This window comes from Pedobacter sp. AC464, from assembly GCF_979253075.1.
Genome location: NZ_CEEDBV010000001.1, coordinates 355,604 through 377,672, shown reverse-complemented (window position 1 = coordinate 377,672; position 22,069 = coordinate 355,604). Strand labels below are relative to the sequence as shown.

The 22,069-nt window shown below is 39.1% G+C and carries 18 protein-coding genes; 7 read left to right on the top strand and 11 right to left on the bottom strand.

The window, feature by feature from the left end; translation table 11 throughout:
• Positions 1 to 248: 248 nt before the first annotated feature.
• The 9 genes from cobA (AC0IWT_RS01610) to AC0IWT_RS01570 all read right to left on the bottom strand — a co-directional run bounded on the left by cobA (AC0IWT_RS01610) (position 249) and on the right by AC0IWT_RS01570 (position 10,237).
• A complete protein-coding gene (cobA, locus tag AC0IWT_RS01610; RefSeq protein WP_471795698.1) occupies positions 249 to 1,043 on the bottom strand; it encodes a uroporphyrinogen-III C-methyltransferase in 795 nt (264 codons plus the stop codon).
• Positions 1,044 to 1,288: 245 nt separating this feature from the next.
• Complete coding sequence (locus AC0IWT_RS01605) at positions 1,289 to 1,756, bottom strand: hypothetical protein (RefSeq protein WP_471795697.1); 468 nt, start codon at positions 1,754 to 1,756, stop codon at positions 1,289 to 1,291.
• A gap of 173 nt (positions 1,757 to 1,929) precedes the next feature.
• Positions 1,930 to 3,180 (bottom strand): sulfate adenylyltransferase subunit 1, encoded by a 1,251-nt coding sequence (locus AC0IWT_RS01600; protein ID WP_471795696.1) that lies wholly within the window; start codon positions 3,178 to 3,180, stop codon positions 1,930 to 1,932.
• Positions 3,181 to 3,251: 71 nt separating this feature from the next.
• Positions 3,252 to 4,157, bottom strand: a complete 906-nt coding sequence (gene cysD, locus AC0IWT_RS01595) for a sulfate adenylyltransferase subunit CysD (protein ID WP_471795695.1) — start codon at positions 4,155 to 4,157, stop codon at positions 3,252 to 3,254.
• Between the two features lie 80 nt (positions 4,158 to 4,237).
• Entirely contained in the window at positions 4,238 to 4,960 is a 723-nt protein-coding gene (locus AC0IWT_RS01590) for a phosphoadenylyl-sulfate reductase (protein ID WP_471795694.1), read from the bottom strand.
• A 2-nt stretch (positions 4,961 to 4,962) separates the two neighbouring features.
• Entirely contained in the window at positions 4,963 to 6,471 is a 1,509-nt protein-coding gene (locus tag AC0IWT_RS01585; RefSeq protein WP_471795693.1) for a TSUP family transporter, read from the bottom strand.
• Positions 6,455 to 7,225, bottom strand: coding sequence for a uroporphyrinogen-III C-methyltransferase (gene cobA, locus AC0IWT_RS01580; RefSeq protein ID WP_471795692.1), 771 nt, complete (start codon positions 7,223 to 7,225; stop codon positions 6,455 to 6,457). Before cobA (AC0IWT_RS01580) ends, AC0IWT_RS01585 begins: the two co-directional genes overlap by 17 nt.
• A gap of 107 nt (positions 7,226 to 7,332) precedes the next feature.
• The gene (locus AC0IWT_RS01575; protein WP_471795691.1) at positions 7,333 to 9,417 is read right to left on the bottom strand and encodes a HEPN domain-containing protein; all 2,085 of its coding nucleotides are present in this window, start codon (positions 9,415 to 9,417) and stop codon (positions 7,333 to 7,335) included.
• Positions 9,418 to 9,790: 373 nt separating this feature from the next.
• Positions 9,791 to 10,237 (bottom strand): RrF2 family transcriptional regulator, encoded by a 447-nt coding sequence (locus AC0IWT_RS01570; protein ID WP_056870758.1) that lies wholly within the window; start codon positions 10,235 to 10,237, stop codon positions 9,791 to 9,793.
• A 316-nt stretch (positions 10,238 to 10,553) separates the two neighbouring features.
• Between AC0IWT_RS01570 and AC0IWT_RS01565 the strand changes: the two genes are divergently transcribed.
• The 4 genes from AC0IWT_RS01565 (at position 10,554) to AC0IWT_RS01550 (ending at position 14,587) form a co-directional block, all read left to right on the top strand.
• The gene (locus AC0IWT_RS01565) at positions 10,554 to 12,143 is read left to right on the top strand and encodes an ATP-binding protein (protein ID WP_471795690.1); all 1,590 of its coding nucleotides are present in this window, start codon (positions 10,554 to 10,556) and stop codon (positions 12,141 to 12,143) included.
• Positions 12,144 to 12,230: 87 nt separating this feature from the next.
• Positions 12,231 to 13,472 carry a metallophosphoesterase gene (locus AC0IWT_RS01560; protein WP_471795689.1) on the top strand — a complete coding sequence of 414 codons (1,242 nt, stop codon included), beginning with the start codon at positions 12,231 to 12,233 and terminating at the stop codon, positions 13,470 to 13,472.
• Between the two features lie 120 nt (positions 13,473 to 13,592).
• The gene (locus AC0IWT_RS01555) at positions 13,593 to 13,739 is read left to right on the top strand and encodes a hypothetical protein (protein ID WP_471795688.1); all 147 of its coding nucleotides are present in this window, start codon (positions 13,593 to 13,595) and stop codon (positions 13,737 to 13,739) included.
• Complete coding sequence (locus tag AC0IWT_RS01550) at positions 13,736 to 14,587, top strand: aldo/keto reductase (RefSeq protein ID WP_471797198.1); 852 nt, start codon at positions 13,736 to 13,738, stop codon at positions 14,585 to 14,587. Before AC0IWT_RS01555 ends, AC0IWT_RS01550 begins: the two co-directional genes overlap by 4 nt.
• Before the next feature lie 50 nt (positions 14,588 to 14,637).
• On the opposite strand, the gene AC0IWT_RS01545 is transcribed toward AC0IWT_RS01550, so the two are convergent.
• A complete protein-coding gene (locus tag AC0IWT_RS01545; protein WP_471795687.1) occupies positions 14,638 to 15,807 on the bottom strand; it encodes an aldose epimerase family protein in 1,170 nt (389 codons plus the stop codon).
• A 145-nt stretch (positions 15,808 to 15,952) separates the two neighbouring features.
• Between AC0IWT_RS01545 and AC0IWT_RS01540 the strand changes: the two genes are divergently transcribed.
• On the top strand, positions 15,953 to 16,153 hold the full coding sequence (locus AC0IWT_RS01540) for a DUF3606 domain-containing protein (RefSeq protein WP_082491488.1): 201 nt from the start codon (positions 15,953 to 15,955) through the stop codon (positions 16,151 to 16,153).
• Between the two features lie 56 nt (positions 16,154 to 16,209).
• Here the strand turns inward: AC0IWT_RS01540 and AC0IWT_RS01535 are convergent, their stop codons facing one another.
• Complete coding sequence (locus AC0IWT_RS01535) at positions 16,210 to 19,659, bottom strand: PAS domain S-box protein (protein WP_471795686.1); 3,450 nt, start codon at positions 19,657 to 19,659, stop codon at positions 16,210 to 16,212.
• 709 nt (positions 19,660 to 20,368) lie between these two features.
• Between AC0IWT_RS01535 and AC0IWT_RS01530 the strand changes: the two genes are divergently transcribed.
• Positions 20,369 to 20,773 (top strand): response regulator, encoded by a 405-nt coding sequence (locus AC0IWT_RS01530; RefSeq protein WP_471795685.1) that lies wholly within the window; start codon positions 20,369 to 20,371, stop codon positions 20,771 to 20,773.
• A 3-nt stretch (positions 20,774 to 20,776) separates the two neighbouring features.
• Positions 20,777 to 21,976 (top strand): sugar transferase, encoded by a 1,200-nt coding sequence (locus AC0IWT_RS01525; protein ID WP_471795684.1) that lies wholly within the window; start codon positions 20,777 to 20,779, stop codon positions 21,974 to 21,976.
• The last annotated feature ends 93 nt before the right edge of the window (positions 21,977 to 22,069 follow it).

Genomic DNA, 22,069 nt, shown 5'->3' with positions numbered 1-22,069 from the left:
TTTGGAAGTGAGAGTTTATAGTTTTTGGCCGATTGCAGCCCTGCTTTTCGTTGCAATTCCGGAAGAAAATCGGGATATTTCCACTTCAATCAGGCTTATTTAACAAACGCCTGTTTGCAGCATATTGCATAACCTAAGTGATTTTATTTCTGCTAAAATAGGTGTGAACTCTGTGGATTATTGAAACGAAAAAACCGCTGGGCTTTCGCCAGCGGTTCAAACAACAAAACAAATTTATAATGATTACTTTAGAACTCTTCAGCAATAATTTCGTAAAAATCCCTGATGGGTTGGAACTTCGGATGTAATGAAACCACATCTCCGAATACCAATAAAGCGGGTGCCTGTATTTTTTTGTCTTCAACAAGCTCCGCAATGGTATCAACAATACCAACAGCAATTTTTTCATCAGGTGCGGAACCATTCTGAATCACTGCAACGGGCAATAAACCTTTATTTTCATTCTGAAAAATTGCGGCTATTTCTTTAACTTTTTCAATGCCGTTCAAAACTACAATTGTAGCCTTTGTTTTGGCAGCAATGTATAAATCTTCAGAAATTTCTCCCTTTGAGTTTGTCCCGGTCACTGCCCAAAAGCTCTCGCTCAAGTCTTTATAAATCATTGGGATTTTCTGCAAACTTGGCGCACCGGTTGCACTCGAAATGCCCGGGATAATCTCTGTAGGAATACTATAAGATTCTGCGGCATCAATTTCTTCATAACCTTTGGCAAAGAAAAACGGGTCACCACTTTTTAAACGCACCACATGACCATAGTTTAAAGCGTAGTCAATAATGAGTTTGTTAACCGCGTCCTGCGAAAAATCTTCATCGTCTGTGCGTTTACCAACATAAACTTTTGGAATATCTTCTGGCGCATAACACAGTAAAGCTTCGTTCACATTTGCATCATACAAAACAACATCTGCTGTTTTTAATGCTTTAACACCTTTTAAGCTGAATAAATCCGGGTCGCCAGGACCAGCACCTATCAACGTAATTTTTGGTTCAATGTTCGCTTTTTCTACTTTACTTAAAATCATGAGAGAAAATATTAGCTCGTTTATTACACTTGTTAATTACACAAATATATAAAGTCTATAGAAATTGTAGTAATTTATTTTAAAATATTTTTGTTGCCAGGAAGTAGAAGTAGCTTTTGGCTGACTCAAACAAGTTAAAATACCTGCCCAATAGCTGCAAGAAGTTACACTTCCTGTAATAATGCGCAAACAAAAATGTCTCAGCGGAAAGCTAAGACATCAATGCAGATAAGCTGATTTTAAGGTTATTTACAAGGTACTTCCACGAAGGTAAACTTCCCTGCCTCGTAGTTAATTGGCTTGCCTTTTACAAAATATGAACGACCTAATGTAGTTTCAATCTGCGCTACGCCCATTATCAATTTGCCGTCTTTTTTCAAAAAAGCCAACGGATTTGTAAAAGCCTTGGTGGTATCGCCACCTGTATTAAAACGGTAATCAACAAGTAATGTATCGCCATGAAACTTGCCATCCAACTTGCCATTATTCTGAGGTTTATCTCCATATTTTATTAGCAGTGAACCGGTAACTTTCCCGGAAGCCATTGTTTTTACAATCATTGCTGCACTATCTTTTTCAAAAGCAGATGCATAACAGGTTTGGTTTATAACTGAATCTGCTATTGTGGTTTCTGCCTTTTTATCTGAAGCACTGCATGCGTAAACGAATGGAACAATGGCAAAAAAAAGGTAGGCGAATTTCTTCTTCATCATTTAATTTTTAAAATTTACGTTATCTAAATATAAAAATACGATGAAAATTATCCATCAATTCCATAAATAAAATTTTGTTAAAAGAAAAAACGGGACTATCGTTACCGATGCCCCGCTAATTGCTTTCGCTCCTTTTTAGAGCTTTCACTATAATATTTGGTTATATTTATCTTTTATTCTACCGCTGCTCTAAACATCAAAGCACCGACCGTTAAATTCGTTCTGCTATCAACTAAAATTGCCGAGCCATTTGCCCGGTTATCGTCATACAAATCGAAAGCTAAAGCGTCAGCCGTTTTAACAATTACACGCCCAATGTCATTTAACTTAAATTCATCTGCAGGGTGTTTTTCTAAAGTATTGATGTCTACCTTGTGCAAAATTTCGCTGATTTTACATTTGGTTACTTTGCTATTGTGCTGAATTAGATAGGTAATCGATGTATCCAAAGCCCGCCCGTCCATCCAGCATAAATCGGCTTCAATCAGTTTAGATTGTTGCGGTAAAGCCGTAGCATTTACAATCGTATCCCCGCGGCTAATATCTACATCATCTTTTAAATGAAGCGTAACTGATTGTCCGGCATGCGCCGCCTCCGGAGTTTGGTCAAAAAACTCGATTTTTTCGATTATCGAACTCGCACCTGATGGCAGAACGGTTACTTTATCATTAAGCTTAAAGGTTCCGCTTAAAACGCGGCCGGCATAACCACGGTAATCGTGTAGTTCTGCCGTTTGAGGACGAATAACCCACTGCACAGGCATACGGGCAAGCTGAGATTTGTCCAGATTATCTGTATCTACCTGCTCCAAAAAGTGCAATAAACTTTCACCTTCATACCAATTCAAACGCTCAGAGTTTTGAGCAATATTATCGCCCTTTAATGCACTAACGGGAATGTAATTTACATCGTTAAGTTGTAGCTGCTTTGCTAAAATTTTGTACTTATCAATAATTGCCTGGTAAACATTCTCGCTATAATCAACCATATCCATTTTGTTTATGCAAACCACGATATGTTTAATTCCTAAGAGAGAAACCAGATATGAGTGCCTAATAGTTTGCTCTACAACACCATTCCTGGCATCAATTAGAATGATGGCAAGATTTGCTGTCGACGCCCCGGTAACCATATTTCTGGTATACTGAATGTGACCCGGAGTGTCTGCAATGATAAATTTTCGCTTATCGGTTTGAAAATATTTGTAGGCTACATCAATGGTAATTCCCTGTTCACGTTCTGCTCGTAACCCATCTGTTAAAATGGCCAAATCTATTGTTCCGTCATCATTCTTTCGGTTAGAGCTTTGCAAGGCTTCTAACTGATCAGCTAAAATGGAATCTGTATCATATAGCAAGCGGCCAATTAAGGTACTTTTACCATCATCTACACTACCTGCCGTGAAAAATTTTAATATGTTCATTTCTTCTCGTTGTTCTTTGTCGTTTTTCGTTCTCCGTTATCCGTTTGTTGCTTAAAAGCGAAAATCGTTTGTTAAAAATATCCGCCTTTTTTCCTGTCTTCCATTGCAGCCTCCGAAACCTTATCATCCATCCTGGCGCCGCGTTCAGAAATTTTCGAAGCACTGATCTCTGAAATAATATCATCAATCAAAATTGCCTCAGATTCTACAGCCGCTGTGCAAGACATGTCGCCAACGGTACGAAAACGCACTTGTTTTTGAAAAACCAAATCTTCATCATCCATATTTAAAAATGGTGATGCAGCCATCAATTGTCCGTTTCTTAAAATTACATCGCGTTCATGCGAAAAATAAATGCTGGGCAACTCTATATTTTCTCTGCGGATGTAATTCCAGACATCAAGTTCAGTCCAGTTGCTGATTGGGAATACACGAACATTTTCTCCCTTATGAATCTTGCCGTTGTAAATATTCCAAAGCTCAGGGCGCTGGCGTTTTGGATCCCACTGGCCAAATTCATCACGAACGGAAAAAATGCGCTCTTTTGCTCTTGCCTTTTCCTCATCCCTGCGTGCGCCTCCAATACAGGCATCAAACTCGTATTTGGCAATTGTATCCAGCAGTGTTACCGTTTGAAGGGCATTTCTACTCGCATTTTTACCTTTTTGTTCTACCACTTTACCTTGGTCGATAGAATCCTGAACAGAACCGACAATTAATCTTTCGCCAATTCGTTCAATCATTTTATCCCGGTATTCGATGGTTTCCTGAAAGTTATGGCCAGTATCGATGTGCACTAACGGAAATGGAAACTTTCCCGGCCGAAATGCTTTTTCTGCCAAACGAACCAGCGTAATGGAATCTTTCCCGCCTGAAAATAACAGGGCAGGTTTCTCAAATTGGCCGGCAACTTCACGTAAAATATGAATTGCTTCGGCTTCCAGTTCGTCCAGGTAATCAAAATTATATGTACTCATTTTTTGTCGTTATTCATTAGTCGATATCCGCTGTTTTTTTAAGAAATTATTCTAAAATTGCGGCAAACGGAATTTTTATTTTATCCTTTATTTGCTACAGCTTTTTCTGCTGTGTTATGTAAGCCACATTCTTTTTTACTTTGGTCTTCCCACCACCATCTCCCGGCTCTAAAATCTTCACCTGGTTGTACCGCTCTGGTGCAAGGTGCACAACCAATACTTGGAAACCCTTTATCGTGTAAACTATTATAAACGATGTTATTTTCCTTGATGTAAGCCTTAACATCTTGTAAAGTCCATTCGAAGATCGGATGAAACTTTACTAGCCGGTTACCCTCATCCCACTCCAAATCGTGCATATCTTCGCGGTTTTGGCTTTGCTCAGCTCTAATTCCGGTTACCCAAATCTCATTGCCCTGCAATGCTCTTTTTAATGGTTCAATTTTGCGGATATAACAACATTCCTTTCTGTTTTCAACCGATTCGTAGAAGCTATTCGGACCTTTAGTGTTAACCAAATCCTCTAATAATTCATTTTTCGGATAATAAGCATGGATCGGCTTGTTGTATATTTCCAGCGTTCTGTTCCAAACATAATAAGTTTCTGGAAAAAGGCGACCCGTTTCGAGCGTAAACACCTTAATCGGAATGTTATTGGAAAAAATTAAATGTGTAATAGCCTGGTCTTCCCAACCAAAACTGGTTGAAAATATCACACTATCTGCAAATTTATCTGCAAGATATTTGAGCTTATCCACAACACTTAAGCCTTCCAGTTGTGCGTTCAGTTCTGCTAAAATCATCACTAAATCAATTTTAAAATAAATAGTACAACACTTCTCAAACTTACTAGCATAACGATGATGCCAACCGCAACCATAATGGTTTTTGCTGATATTTTATTTGAAACCCTTGCCGCAATTGGCGATGCGATAGCGCTGCCAATTATCAAACCTAGTACGGCCTCCCAGTGTTTGCCTCCAAGCATCGTAAAAAATGTTAGCGAACTTAAGGTGGCAATAAAAAATCTGCTTATTTTAACTGTCCCCAAAGAAAAGAGCGGGTGCCGCCCTCCGGCAATTAGGCTGGAAAGTACAATTGAACCCCAGCCCCCACCAAATGCAGCATCGATAAAACCGCCAACAAATCCCAGCAATCCGATTTTCTTTATTTTTTGTTCTGCTTTTTTTCTTTTGATGTTGAAAGCTTTCATTAAAATTACACCTCCTAAAAATAGCGTGTAAACAGCCACTACAGGTTTTACATAGGCGCTGTATTGCTCAAGAGATGATAAAATATAGGCACCTAAAACCGCTCCTAAAATGGCCGGCAGAATCAGAATTTTAAATAATTTCCAGTTTACATTGCCCATTCTGTAATGCATCCAGCCAGCAATTCCATTACTCATAACTTCTGATATGTGAATGGCCATGCTTGCAGAAGCGGGCGGCAAACCCATTGCGAGTGAAAATGACGCGGTTGTTACGCCATACGACATCCCGATTGCGCCATCTATCAATGCAAATACAAAACCTGCACCCAAAAACCAGTAAAATAATGGGTCGATATTGATTAAAAAAGTCTGAAACTCGGGTTCTGTATTCCACAGCGAGAAGCCGATTGCGCCAATTAACAAGACCGCAGCCAGCCAGATTAACCATTTGATGTTACGCTCTGCAAAGCTTTTCTGCGGATTTATAAGGCTTTGGGTAACTTTATTTAGCTTTTTTACTTTTGCAGAGAAGTCGCCATTTAGTGTTTGCCGAAGCGCACTCATGTTTTGCAACGTTTCATCCAATTCTGCCGGAATCCCTTCGTTCAAAATCCGTTTTAATTGCTTTGCTATCGTTGGCGATTTACCATTTGTAGAAATGGCAATTTTTAAATCGCCCTTTTGAACGATTGAGCCTAGATAAAAATCGCACAAATCAGGCTTATCGGCCACGTTAATCAGCAAACCTCTTTCATGCGTGACTTTTCTAATTTCTTCATTTAAAATATTGTTGTTCGTTGCGGCAAAAACGATGTCAATCTCCTCCAAATCAAAAACATCAAAACTTTTTTGCTTCACTTTTATCTGCGGATTAGCCGAAACAAGCGCATGAACTTCAGCTGAAACTGCTTCTGCAACAATAGTAATTTTCGCATGGTTACTGTTATTTACAATCGCAGTCAATTTTTCGAGACCAATATTGCCTGCGCCGATTAATAATGTACGGAGCTTATTCAGCTTAATAAAAACCGGAAAAAGCTGGTTCCCCTGCTCTTCAACGTAAGGTATATCACTATCGGGTTGTTTAGGCGATACTTGCATAGTGTTTGGCTAAGCTTTTAAATGATGGGTGAAGAGAAACGACTTCGCCAAAAATTAAGAGCGCAGGTGGTTTAACATTTTCATTTTCCACCAATTTCTCAATAGACTCTACTACGCCAACAATTAGTTTTTCTTCTGAAGATGACCCGTTTTGTACCACGGCTGCCGGCAAAGTATGTTTGCCAGCGGCTTTAAAAATTTCGACAATTTTGGAAAGCTTTTTTAGTCCCATTAAAATTAAAACCGTAGCGTTTGATTGCGCTGCCTGATAAATGTCGTTAGAAACTTCGCCAGACGTGGTTGTTCCGGTAATTACCCAAAAACTTTCGCTTAAGCCACGGTGTGTTACCGGAATTTGCTGCAAGGCCGGAACGCCGATTGAACTTGAAATTCCGGGAATAACATCAACAGGTATACTATAAGATGCAGCATAATCCAATTCCTCATAGCCGCGACCGAAAACGAATGGGTCTCCCCCTTTTAAGCGCACAACGTGACCATAGTTTAAAGCATAATCAATCATCAGTTTATTGATTGTTTCCTGCGGATAGGAATGTTCACCCGAACGTTTACCAACGTAAACTTTTATGGCATTTGCAGGTGCGTGTTCCAGCAATGCCTCATTTGTTAACGCATCATACAATACCACATCTGCAGTCCGCAAGGCTTTAACACCTTTTAAAGTTAATAAATCCGGGTCGCCAGGACCAGCACCTAAAAGCGTTATTTTCGACTCTTTATCTTGATTAATCATAACTTTAATTTTTTGAATGAATGAATTTCAAATTAGGGATTGTTTTTACCAGCGATTTTGCTACCCGCACAATCGCTCGACATATCCTTTACTAATTCTTTCATTTCTTACTTTACTGCCCTTGTTTCCTTAATTTGCTTCAGAAATTCCGCAGCCTGATTAACGTATTGGTTGGCAAAATCTGCTGTTGGCTCATTTTTGTTAATCTGTAAAACTAAGTCTGAAAAATTTGTTGGCAGATTAAACGCTCCCGTTTCCACATAGTGAATATCAAATTCCCTTATTACGCCAACCTGCGTGCTGCTGTTTACGCCTTTATCTAAGAGCAGCGATTTTGCAGCGCTAACAAAGGTGCTGTAGGTATGGTAAATTGCATCGGCGTAAGCGCCTTTTTCTAAATTTTGTTCGGCCCAACCAAATTTCTCTTCGGCTTCTAAAAGTAAAGTTGCCACCAAATCGATTACAACACCGGCACATTCACCAACACCAATTGCCGTTGCAAATTGCTCTACATGGCCCCAATCAACAAATTCTTCTTCCTGAAGATTGGTTAAATCGGCCAATGGTTTTAAAAGTTGATAAAAATGATCCTTCCCTTTTTTATCATAATATTGGTGAAAATTCTCGTTGCCTACATTATTCGCTTTGAAGTCGTTCAAAATATAGTGCAAAACACTGGTGGCCCTTTTCGATGGCACTTTAATAACGCGTTCCGCCACGCGGCCTACGCCATTTCCAACAGTACCACCGCCAAGCATTACCTGCACTGCAGGCACAACTTTTCCGTCTGCTTTTACTGAACTTCCATGAAAACCAATTTCTGCTAAACCATGCTGGCCGCAGGAATTCATACAACCACTTATTTTTATTTTGATATTCTTCTCATAAATAAACTCAGGGAAATCGTTATAAATTACCTCTTCCAACACTTCCGCTAATGTCATTGAGTTAGAGATTCCCAGGTTACAAGTATCCGTTCCCGGACATGTAGTAATATCAGCTAAACTATCGAAACCAGCGGTTGTAAAACCTATTTTATTTAAAGCCACATACAGAGATGGCAAAGCTTCTTTTCGAACGAACTTTAGCAACAACCCTTGGTTTTGAGTAATTCTTATTTCGTCTGCAACGTAAGGCTTAATCGCATCAACAAATGCACGGGCCTTATCTGTTTTTATATCTCCAACCTGGATTTTCACATATACGGAATAGAACCCTTCCTGTTTTTGCGGCACAACGTTAGTAGCCGACCAATGTTTATAGTGCGCCTCATTCAGGATTTCCACCGGTGAATAGGTATGGTTTGTTGGCAATTCCGGTTGGGAAACCGTGTTTCGATCAATAACAAAGCTTTTTACCTTATTTGCGGTACGCTCTTCGGCAATCAACCGCAACACTTCTTCTAAACCTAATTTCTGAACCAAATACTTTAAGCGGGCTTTATTTCTGTTGGTTCGTTCGCCGTAACGGTCGAAAACACGAAGAACGGATTCTGTAAAGGGAATTAACTGAGCTTCCTGTAAGAATTCGTGAATAGGGCTCGCTAAAAATGGCTGAGCACCTAAACCGCCTGCAAACAACACTTTAAAGCCTCTTTCGCCCTGCTCATTAATTTTCGGAATAAAACCCAAGTCATGAATGTAACTAAAAGCGGTATCCTTATCGCTGGAAGAGAAAGAAATTTTAATTTTCCTTCCCATCTCCTGGCAAATTGGATTCCGTAAAAAGTATTTGAATACTGCCTGCGCATAAGGCGAAACATCAAAGGGTTCATCTATATCAATTCCGGCATTTGGCGAGGCGGTTACATTTCTTACGGTGTTTCCGCATGCCTCCCGAAGGGTAATGTCATCCTGTTCCAGTTTAGCCCACAGTTCGGGCGTTCTGTCTAAACTCACATAATGCAACTGAATATCCTGACGGGTTGTTAGGTGCAAATTACCACTACCGTATTCGTCGGCAATGTCTGCAATGCGCAACAACTGTTTAAAAGTTAGCTTTCCGAAAGGCAGTTTAATGCGAATCATTTGCACCCCGGGTTGTCTTTGTCCATAAACACCACGAGCCAGGCGTAAACTTCTGAATTTCTCGTCGTGAATGGTTCCATCGCGAAAAGCTTTAATTTTATTCTCTAAATCTATAATGTCCTGCTCGACAATTGGATTTTCGAGTTCTGTTCTGAAACTCTGCATATATGTTGTTAGCTTTTATTCAAAAAATGCTTCTCTTTTTAAATGAGAAGCATCCAATTTTATACCTATAAACTATTCGAATACCGCTTTTCTACTTTGTTTTGGAACAAGAGTACATCATCCGGGCGTCGGTTTTAACAGCAATAAAATTGTTATTCATCTGCCAAATATATAAAGTATATAGGAATAGTAGTAATTTTTCTTAAAAAAGATAGATCTAATGCTAAGATGTAGACCTACAGGCGCTGGGAATTACTGCGCAGGGAATGAACGGCTGGCATTTTACTAGTGCAGAGCAAGTTGAGCTGGCAAGGCATGATCCAGCCAGGCTTGCGTTGCATTTAGCTCTAAAATAGTAAAACTTTTGAATTTGTTAAAGGGTATCGATTGTTAGCTTGAGGCTGTCTTCCCTACCAATAACATCAGCAATGCTGGTTTCGCTTAAAACTTTAAGGGTTGCATCTCTAACATCGATAAATGCACTCCTAATGCCACATGTTTTCTCGTCAACACATTCATCACATTTGTGGTAAAAGTTTAAGCTGGCGCAGGGAACCATCGCAATTGGCCCATCGGTTACCCGCATTACCTGTACCAATAGAATTTCTTCTGGCTTTTTATTTAAGCTATAGCCACCACCCGCTCCTTTTTTACTGTAAAGGAAACCTGCATTGCGTAAATCAAGGAGAATTTGCTCGAGGAATTTTTTAGGAATATGCTCCTCCTCGGCAATCTTTGAGATTTGCATAGGTGGTTTCTCTACGTTTTTGCCAAGTGCAACTAGTGCTTTAATGGCATATTTAGTCTTTTTTGATAGCATATATCCTACAAAGCTAATAAAAGAATGTAATAATTAAAACAGCCTGCTTTTTGCCAAAGCCCGTCCATTACCAATAAATAATTTTGCTATAAATACCTATAGTTAAGGAAAAAAGTCCTGATGTTCCAGCGTGTTAACTTGTTTAATATTCGAAACCGTAAAATTAGCATTGAATCGAAGTTATTTGCTTTGTTGTGCCTCTGCATAATTATCGTATCTATTTCGAGCATAATTTTTAACCTGATAATTGGCCTGACTTTATTAAACGATTTATCAATCTTTTTCTTCATCCTGGTACACGCTACATTTTATTATTATGCCCTGCAGGATAAAAGTTTCGGAGGGCGGGCGCTTTTTCTACTTCATTTTTAATTGCGTTACCATGCTTCCCGCCTGGTTTTTAAATGGAGGGTCGGTTGGTTCTACACCGATTTTCCTGATTTTCTACTTAAGCGTTGCGGTATTGTCACTGAGTAATAAATTCAGAACCTGGTTTATTGTGCTGTTTATAACTACGGCTGGCTCCTGCATATTGCTAGAAAGTCTTTTTCCGACTTTGATTACGCCCTATCCCAGCGATTCGGCAAGAAACCTGGATCTGATTTTTGCTTTTCTGAACATCTCTTTTATGATGATTTTCATGCTTTTAGCATACAGGAATGTGCTCGACTATGAACGTCTCCTGCTTCTAAAAATTCAGCAAAGATTGGAAACCTCGCAACAGGAACTGATTGTTGCCAAAGATACAGCAGAGGAAGCTACCGCAGCGAAATCAATTTTCCTTGCGAATATGAGTCACGAGATTAGAACGCCCCTTAACGGCATAATCGGCGCTTCGGAACTTTTAAAAATGACCACCCTTGATGATGAACAAACGCAATTGCTAAATACGCTACAGGCCAGCAATAGTATAATGGTAGACATTGTAAACGATTTGCTAGATATTTCCAGAATTGAGGCGAATAAAATGGAGATTCACAGGCATCCGTTTAACTTAAGAAAATCATTAACCGACGTTGAAAATATTACTAAACCGTTGGTAAAAAATAAGGGTTTGCATTGTTCAATTATGATTGATAACGATTTGCCTTCAACCATTATAACCGATGAAATTAAATACAAGCAGATACTCATCAACCTCTTAAGCAACGCTATAAAATTTACGGAACGTGGTCAAATCAATTTAGAAGTTAAGTACGAAAGCATTAACGCAAAAGCAATGCTAACATCAACGGTAACAGACACGGGCATTGGCATTAATAAAGACGATATGCAAAAGCTTTTTCTACCGTTCTCACAAATAAACCCATCGCTGACCCGCAAATTTGGTGGTGCCGGCTTAGGACTCGTAATCTGCAGGAAACTGGCCGAAATGATGGGTGGCAATATTTCTGCCTCGAGCGAAATTGATAAAGGCTCTAAATTTACCTTGCGTATTCCGGTTGAAAGTTATAATGAGAACGAGGCGGTTAAAAGTAATTCAATAAGAAACAAAAAGATCATACCGGATGCGGGAATAAAAATTTTAATTGCTGAAGATAATATCTTCAACCAGGTTATAACATCAAAGATGCTGCAAAAATCCGGATATAATTTCGCGGTCGTGAGCAACGGCATAGAAGCGGTGAAAGAGGCTCAGGAATCGCATTTTAATATCGTTTTGATGGACATGCAAATGCCCGAAATGGACGGCATAACGGCAACGCTTGAGATTCTGAAACATTATGAAATTAAAAACCTACCGGCTCCAATTATAATCGGGTGCACAGCCAATGCCATGGAAAGTGATAAAAACACCTGTTTAAATGCAGGAATGAAAGATTTTTTAGCGAAGCCTTTTACTCTGGATGAACTCCGTACCCTGATGATAAAATGGACCAAGGCGGAAAAGAAAAGCCTGAAATAATCAAGCAACAGTAAAAAAAATCGGTTACAAAACCATCTGCCCAATTATCCTGTCTTTTAAATTTACTTTTACCAAAAATAATTTTTGATGAAACGGAGATTTAATATCCTGCCAATACTAGTATTTGTCGCATTTTTTGTACTCATAAACGCCTACATTTTATCAGGTCTTGAAACCATAATCCACTCCAAACTTCTCACACCTGTGTTCTGGATTTTTATCGCTCTACTGGTGGCGGCATTAGCGATAACAATTAGAAGGGTGCGTGGAAGCGGTGGAATGGATAAATACTTCCAAATTATTATCCACTTGTTCCTCGTTGTATTTGTTGCCGAATTAATTTTTGCCATATTTCTCTTTATCGGCGACATTTACCGAACGGTTCTAGCGATTACCTCAAATTTCCAACCGGCCGGTTTTAATTGGCTGGCCAGAAGTATCGCCTGGGTAGACTTTTCTTTGGTGATGTTTAGTTTCACAGTTCTACTCTTTATATACGGTATCACGCGTGGTAAATATGCTTACAGGGTGATAAAACACACGCTATACTTTGATGATTTACCAAAAAGCTTCGATGGTTTTACCCTTACGCAGATATCGGATGTGCATGCAGGAAGTTTTACCAACCCAAAAGCGGTACAAAAAGGCATTGATTTAATTAATGCACAAAAAAGTGATTTATTCGTTTTTACGGGCGATTTAGTGAACAACGCCTCATCAGAAATTGTGCCTTACATTGGGCACTTTTCACAAATTAAAGCGCCGTTTGGGCAGTACTCAGTTTTAGGCAATCACGATTATGGCGACTATATTAAATGGCCCACAGAAGCAGATAAGGTGAAAAATCTTCAGCATCTAAAGGCTTACCATGCCGATTTAGGATTTAAACTCTTACTTGATGAGCATGTAGAACTTACTAAAAACGGTCAGAAGATTATCCTCGCAGGTGTAGAGAACTGGGGCATCGGTTTTGGTGAACGGGGAGATTTAAAGAAAGCACTTTCCAATACCGAACCAAACGACTTCAAAATTCTACTCTCTCATGATCCATCGCATTGGGATGCGCAGGTGAAAGAATTTCCATCGAAAATACAATTAACACTAGCCGGACACACACATGGCATGCAGTTTGGAATCGAAGCTTTCGGCATAAAATGGAGCCCGGTAAAATATCGCTACAAGCACTGGGCTGGCTTAAAGATTGAAAACGAAAGGTATTTGAACATTAATCGTGGATTTGGTTTTCTCGGTTTTTCAGGGCGGGTGGGTATCTGGCCAGAAATTACGGTTATCGAATTGAAATGTAAGCAAGCTTCACCTTCACGCTAAACTCAACGAATTAACATCGAATCCTCAAATTTTAGTATTGTAAGTAGCGACTTATTAAATTTATCGTTCAAATTTTCTTTAATTTGAAAAAGGAATAAGTAATTAAAAAACAGAGAGTAAATGAGCACTACAGATTTATCGGGACGCTACGAATCAATGACTTATCGCAGGTGCGGAAAAAGCGGACTAAAATTGCCTGCCTTATCACTTGGTTTGTGGCACAATTTCGGGCATGTAAATGTATTTGAGAACAGCAAAAACTTATAGAAACTGCTTTTAGCAGAGGCATAACACATTTCGATTTAGCGAATAACTATGGGCCGCCTCCGGGCTCTGCAGAAGAAACTTTTGGAAAAATTTTACACGAGAATTTTAAAAGCTATCGTGATGAGATGATTATTTCCTCAAAAGCAGGCTACAAAATGTGGGATGGTCCTTATGGCGAATGGGGTTCAAAAAAATACCTGGTTTCGAGTCTCGATCAGAGTCTGAAAAGAATGAAAATCGACTATGTCGACATTTTTTACCACCATCGCCCCGACCCGGATACCCCGTTAGAAGAAACAATGGCTGCGCTGAGTTTGATGGTGCAGCAGGGAAAGGCATTGTACGTTGGTATTTCAAATTATGAGGCAAGCGATGCACAAAAAGCATTTAAAATGCTTAAAGAGATGGGAACACCCTGTTTAATTCATCAGCCAAAATATTCAATGTTCGAACGCTGGGTTGAAGATGGATTAATGGATGTGTTGGCAGAAAATGGTGTTGGCTGCATCCCCTTCTCGCCTTTAGCTCAAGGCTTGCTTACCGATAAATATCTTCACGGCATACCGGCTGATTCTCGCGTGGCTACGAGCGGTGTTTTTTTAAACGAAAGCAATTTAACAAGCGAAAAGCTGGCAATAATTGCCAGGCTTAATGAAGTTGCGGCTACAAGAAATCAAAAGCTTGCACACATGGCAATCGCTTGGCTGCTTAAAGATGAACGGGTAACATCGGTATTAATTGGCGCCAGTAAACCTGAACAAATCACGGATTCTATCAAAGCGCTGGATAACATCGTATTCAGCGATGCGGAGCTTGCAAAAATTGATACAATTTTATCAGGCAAATAATAAAAAAGGCTATCAAAAGTTTTGATAGCCTTTAATGTTCCATTGAGCTCCTATTTCGAAAACTTGTAAATTGAACTTGTTTTATAAACCTGCTTTGGCTTTAATGTGGTTGTTGGAAACTGCGGCTGGTTTGGCGAATCTGGAAAGTGTTGTGTTTCCATACAAAAAGCGGTTCTGAAATCATCTTTAGCACCAGTTTTAAAAGTGTTTTTAGCTTGCATGAAGTTACCACTGTAAAACTGCAAGCCTGGTTCTTGTGTATACACGTCCATAACAATGCCCGACTTATCGCCTGTTGCCGTGGCTGCGTGAAACATCCCTGCTGCAGCTGTTTTATTTAAAACGAAATTATGATCGTACCCTTTACCATTTTTCAACTGGTCGTTTTGTTCGTTTATAGCTAAACCAATTGCTTTTTCTTTAGTGAAATCGAAAGGCGTTCCTGCAACTTTTTCAATTTTTCCGGTCGGAATCAACGAAGAATCCACCGGTGTGTAGCCGTCGGCATAAATTTTTACCTTATGGTTCAGAATGTCTCCACTGCCTTCTCCATTTAAATTAAAGAATGCGTGGTTTGTTAAATTCACCACTGTGTTTTTATCTGTTGTTGCCAGATAATCAATTTTCAATTCGTTATCATCTGTTAAACTGTAGGTCACCTTTACATCCAAATTCCCAGGAAAACCTTCTTCCATGTCTTTAGAGTAGTAATGAAATTCTACTGCATGATCATTTAGTTGTTTAGCATCCCAAGCAACATACTGGTAACCCTTCTTGCCACCATGTAATGTATTTGCGCCATTATTTGTAAATAACTTATATTCCTTGCCATCAAGCGTAAATTTACCCTTTGCAATACGGTTACCATATCTTCCAATAGTCGCTCCAAAATAGGGCTCTGTCGATTTTTCGTAACCGCTGAGGCTTCCAAAGCCAACAACAACATCAGTCAGATTCCCATTTTTGTCAGGAACAAGCAAACTAATTAAACGGCCTCCATAATTCGTAAAAACAGCTTTCGCATGGTTGGCATTTTCCAGCGTGTATAAACCAACTTTTACGCCATCAATTTCACTATTAAATGAATCAGCGGCAAGCGTAACAATTTTTTTTGCATCATGTGAAACACTATCTGATCCTGTTTTTTTGCTTTCTGAATTGCATGAGGACAGTAAGATAGCTAAGGCAAGAATTTTGAGAAAAGGAAATTTGATATTCATAACACGGATATTTGATTTACAATAAAGCTATTAAATCGTTTTAGTATAACAAGGCAACTAAAGAAAATATTTTTAATTTTTTTCTGAAAGCTCGAAACTAAACGAGATTTCACGATGTTAGCTAGAATAGATTAACCAATTTATTATGATGAGCCAGAAAATCACGCTAAACCACGATGATGAATTTATTTACGTAGCAGAAGAACAGGATAGAAACTATTGGGCCGCAAGACTTGGGGTAAGCATTGAAACTTTAAAATCTGCAATTAGGGCAAGTAGAAGCACTGCCCTTGAAAGCGTAAAAAATTATCTTTCAGAAAAAGGAAAAGTAATTTATTCAGAGTAATATCAACATTGCTAAAATGCTAAATGAAAATATCAATTCCCCATTTAGCATTTTCTTTAGTTTTCATCTTCATCAGGAAATTCTTCCCTTAGTTTTGCGATAACCTGCTGTATAACTAAATCTGTTTGTTTTAATGATGCAGGCAATGAAATATCATCAATCTTTTCTCTTCCCACATGCTCTATATCACGAATAACCTTTTGTAACGGGCTAATGTTCAGGTTATCGATATTTGATTTCAGTTTGTGTGCGATTGCACCCATTTGCTCCAAATCGTTTGCGTGGTAAGCATCAATCATTTCCTTCACCGTTAAAGGTGTTTGCTCGCAAAACATATCTACCATCTTTCTTACAAATGGTTCCCTACCCTTACTAATGGTTCTTAAACCTGCTAAATCGTAGAGGGTCTCATTCTGTTGTGTTGGTGCCTGTTCCATTTCTACTTTGTTAGGTTGCTCTTCACCGCCGGGTAAAATCCATTTGTCGATGGTTTTTAGAAACTGTTCTTCGTTAATCGGCTTCGTAATGTAATCGTTCATGCCCGCAGCAATGCATTTTTCACGCTCGCCTTTAATTGCAGAAGCCGTTAATGCAATAATTGGAATATTATTACCCGATTGTCGCAGTTTTTTTGTGGTTTCGTAGCCATTCATCACCGGCATTTGAATGTCCATAAGTATTACATCGAAGTTTTCCCGCGAAACCATGTCCAGAGCAATTTCTCCGTTTTCTGCCACCATAACTGTTGCACCATAATCGAGCAAAAGAATAGAGGCAACAAGGCGGTTCAGGTCGTTATCATCAGTAACCAAAATTTTCTTACCAACCAAAAACTCTTCGCTAAACGTGGTCTCCGCTTTCTCCGGCATGTCATCCGACTCACCTTTCTTCATTTCCAAAACAAAAGAAATGGTGGAGCCAACTCCTTTCGTGCTCTCTACAAATATTTCTCCGCCCATTTGCTCAATAAGCTCTCTGCAAATGCTCATGCCCAAGCCTGTGCCGCCATACTTGCGGCTAACAGATTCATTTTCCTGACTAAATTTATCGAAAAGATGCTCCACAAAAGCGGCGTCCATACCAATCCCCGTATCAACTACCGATACATGTATAACCTGAGACCCTGGTTTATCGGCAATAACCCTACAAATCAAATCTACCGAACCCTTTTCTGTAAATTTTACTGCGTTTGTCATTAAATTCAGTAACACCTGATTGAGGCGGTAAGGGTCGCCAATTAAAACAGGTGCAATGTTTCCGTCGAAATGAAAGTTATTTAAGTCCAGCCCTTTTTCTTCGCCTTTATGCGTTATTACCTGCATCGCATTTTGCAGTACATCGATAAAATTAAAGCCGATATTTTCTAAACTCAGTTTTCCTGCATCGATTTTTGAAAGGTCGAGCACATCATTAATGATGACCAGTAAACTTTTTGAAGCTGTATGTATGGTTTCCAGGTAAAACTCCTGTTGTGGCTCGAGATTGGTTTTTGCAAGCTGGTTAGCCATACTCATAATCGCATTCATCGGGGTTCTAATCTCATGGCTCATATTTGCCAGAAATATCTCTTTTGAATGTGCCGATTGTTCTGCTTCTATCCTCGCTTCTACCAGGTCGGTTTCCTGCGTCTTTTGGTCAGTAATATCGAGATGTATGCCTATCGAGCCTACAAGTTCTGCTTTATCGTTATAACGCGGTGCGCCACTTATGAGCCACCATTTTGTATGGCCATTTTTGTCCCTTGTTTCTACCTCATAAGCATCTGCAAGGCCTTTTTCCCGTATCTTTTGCTTGTCCCGCTCCAAATTCGCATTATCGCCGAATAAAAACAACTCGGCAGATTTTTTGCCAATTAATTCTGGCATCGAATAACCGCTCATGTAGCAAAAACTATTGTTTGCGTAAGTAATTTTGCCGTCGTTATCAACCTCGAGCAAGCCCAGCTTCATATTTGCTAATATGCTTCTATATTTTTCTTCGTTGATTCTTAAAGATTCCTCAATACTTTTCCGCTCTGTTATATCAGCCATGAAGCCGGTAAAAATTTTCGCATCATTTTGGTCGGTATACGAATATGAAGAATGTACTGCATACCAGCGGGTGCTTAAACCTGGAATGGTGATTTCTGATTCATCATAAAAGGGTTCAAGCGTATTTCTACTGTGCTGTTGCTTGATATTAATGCGCTCCTGATCCAAAGGCGCAATGTATTTCTGATTCCAGAATTCATCCGGAGTTATACCAAAAACCCGTTTAATTGCCGGACTTATATAACGCAAACCATCTGACCCGTCTGCCCGGTATTCGTATTCGTAAATAACACCCGGAATATTTTCGGATAGCGATTTAAATTGTTTAACGCGTTGTTCCAGTTCCTGCTCGGTTTGCTTTATAGGCGTTATGTCTGTGTGTGTGCCCACAACACGCAACGGCCTGCCTTGCTCATCCTTCTCGATAACGACGCCACGATCTAACACCCATTTTATGTCGCCGTTTTTATGTAGAATACGATATTCTTCATTGTGCGAATCTATTTGTCCGCGTCTGTATTGTTTAAAATTCGAAAGTAACAGGTGGAAATCATCTTTATGCACCCTGTCCCACCAGTTAGAGTCGCCCTGCTCAAATTCATTGCCTGTATATCCCCAGAAATCATTATTTGTTTTTGAAAAAAAGGTTTTTCCGGTAACAAAATCATGTTCCCAAACATTTCCTATTTTCTCTAAAGCTATCCTAAACCGGTTCTCAGAGTCCTTGAGTCGTTCCTGAGCTTCTTTCTCGTTTGTTATGTCTTCTATCAGTGCAAAAAAGCCGGTAAGTTCCTGGTTGTGGTTGTGGATTGGCTGGCCTTTAATTCTTGCCCAGTACGGCATTCCGGATTTTGAGTAATTGTAAATGTCGGCATTAAAGGCCTCACCACGGGTAACGCAGGCGTTTAAATAATTTAAAGTATCCTGACTGGTTAAGGGCCCATGCAGCAAATGCTCCGCTTTTTTACCAACGGCCTCGTCAAAAGTGTAGCCCGTCATATTGGTGAAACTTTGATTCACCCAGGTAATTACATCGTTGTTATCGGTTATAATAACGGTATTTGTATTTACCTCAGCAATCTGAGATAAAATTAAGAGCTGCTCTTTTTGGTCTTTCGAGGCTTGCTTTTGCCTGTTGATAAGTTCCAGATCTTTACAACTATTACCTGCAAATAAAAAGGTTTTTTCGTTGTCAAAATACTCTAAAAAACCCGAAAGCAATAAGGTAGAATCTCCTTTTGAAATTAATTCTATCTGCCGGCCAACAAATGATCTGAAAACTTCGGCCTCGTTTTGAGTGCTATGGATATTATTTATCGAAAACAGCTCGAAAAGCGGTTGGTTTATGTTTTGTAAAATGAAAGATTCCAGGCCAATTCCATAAGATTCTACAACCAGGTCTTGACTGATAATCAGGTGATAAGGAAAAAGACGGTTTAATTGATCTTGGTTAATTGGCAACAGGGACACACTCATATTTTCAATGATAATTTAATAGTTCGAGGACCGGCCTCGAAGAGAGTTTACATTTAGTGATGATCGTTATGCTTTCAAATAACACAAGTCAAATATCCAAATGCGTTAAAAGAAATTTAAAGATATGTGTTTAATATCTAAATTTATAAACTGAGAATAACTTTCGGCCCATCTAATCGATATTAAATAAGTTTTTTGGCTATTTCGTCTAAAAAAACGTAAATAAAGGTTGGTTAGTGTTGCATCAAGGATTATGAATAGGCATTTCGTCAAAAAAAAAAATTTTATACTTATTATTAAGGAAAATAGATTTGTATTTAGCAAGCTTTTTTATATCATTGCACAAATATCATCACCTGTTTTTGCTTTCTAAATTTTTTGCCCTAACTGGCAGCATTACAAGCGTAGAAATACATTTGTAATTTTAGAGATGGAACTTGGTTTTTGTTAAATCCCAAACAGTAAATGAACCCTATTTTTGTCCCTATTCTGAAAACAATACTCCGAAAGTTAGGCTTGCCAGGCATTGGGCCTTTTCAACATAACTTTCTGCTTCAAAACTTTTGCTATACGGTTGCATCATTTTCCGATAATGAACAGCTATCGCGGACATTTTAGGTCACAAAAAAATAAACATAATCCGTTATTAAAAAACTTAACAGGCGCTTTTTACGTTATAATAGCTATTGTTTAAACAACGTTCCAAAAAATGAATTTGTCAGGCACACGAAAAATCAAGATTTTAATTGTTGAAGATGACGTTTTTATGCAAGCCATCCTCGAGGAGATTTTGAGTTCAACATACGACATCGAAATGCGATCGAACGGAATGGACGCCTTGTCTTTTTTGCAAAACGGGAATATTCCTGATTTGATTATTGCAGACTTAAACACGCCAAAACTTAATGGCCTCCAACTAATTGAGCAAGTTAAAGTGAGCGATTTCTTCAACTCCGTGCCAATTGTAATCCTTTCGGGTGAAGAAAGTTCGGACAAACGGATTAAATGTTTAGATTCAGGGGCAGACGATTTTATCGTAAAACCGTTTAACCCTGCCGAGTTAGAAGCCAGAATTAGAGTTGTTTTAAGGAGAATGGGCAAACTGAGCGCTTAATATATGAGTGAAGAACTTAATGCTTCCCCAGGACAACCAATTATTGCCCTTGTAGGTTTTGAAAACGCATTTGCAGAAATTTTTGCGCAATGCGATTTTGGAAAAAGTGAACTTGTACATTTCGAGAATGGAATGAAGATGGCTTCAACCTGGCTCGAAGAAAATCTTAACATCGTTGCGATTATTTCTTACAGCGAAATTATGGCGCCTGCCGGACTTGCGCTGGTAGAAACGCTCAAAAAGAAACAACTTCCTTTAGTGCCGTTTTTTTTAGTGGTAAATTACTTTAACCCGAATTTGCGCACCCTGGCACTTTCCGCCGGTGTTTCTGATGTGTTCAGACTTCCACTAAAGGCATCGAAAATTCAGAAGCGGGTTACTTTTTTAATTGATAGCTGGGCACAATTAAAGGGCAATATTAAACCTGATGTACCGCCAATAAAAAACATAGGCTTTGCGAAACGGGCCTTTGATGTGTTTTTTGCCGGCCTCGCATTATTTTTGCTCTCCCCACTCTTTCTGATTATTTATATCCTGATAAAATTTGAATCTAAAGGACCAGTATTTTACTATTCTTTACGTGCCGGAACCGGATTTAAGGTCTTTAAATTTTATAAATTCAGGTCGATGTTTGTTAATGCAGACCAGCGCATAAAAGATTTGATGCATTTAAATCAATATGACATCGATTCGGGCAAAAAAGAAAGTGACAACGTTGTTAAAGAAAGTTTATGCAGCCAGTGTGCAGCAGAGGGGAAATGCCAGTATCCGCTTTACGCAGATAATATACAGTGGTGCGAGAAAGACTTCAAATACGCTAAAATGGCAAGTTCAGGATCTGCATTTTTCAAAATAAAAAACGACCCGAGAATTACCAAAGTGGGCAATTTTATACGGAATACCAGTATCGACGAACTTCCTCAACTCTGGAATGTAATTATCGGCGATATGAGTATTGTGGGTAACCGCCCGCTTCCGCTATACGAAGCCGAAAAATTAACAACTGATAAATATGTGCTCAGGTTTGCAGCTCCCGCAGGCATAACCGGATTATGGCAGGTTGAAAAGCGTGGTAAAGGCGATATGAGTGAAGAAGAACGCCTAATGCTCGATAATACTTACGCGAAAAACCAAAGCTTCGTTAACGACATTAAATTGATTCTGAAAACCATTCCCGCTTTATTGCAAAAAGAAAACGTTTAATTTTCATCAGCTACTACCCTTTTCAGGAAGACCAAATCTCCGGCCTTCAAGTTCAGATTTATAGATTACTAAAACTATTTGTAACAGTTTAAA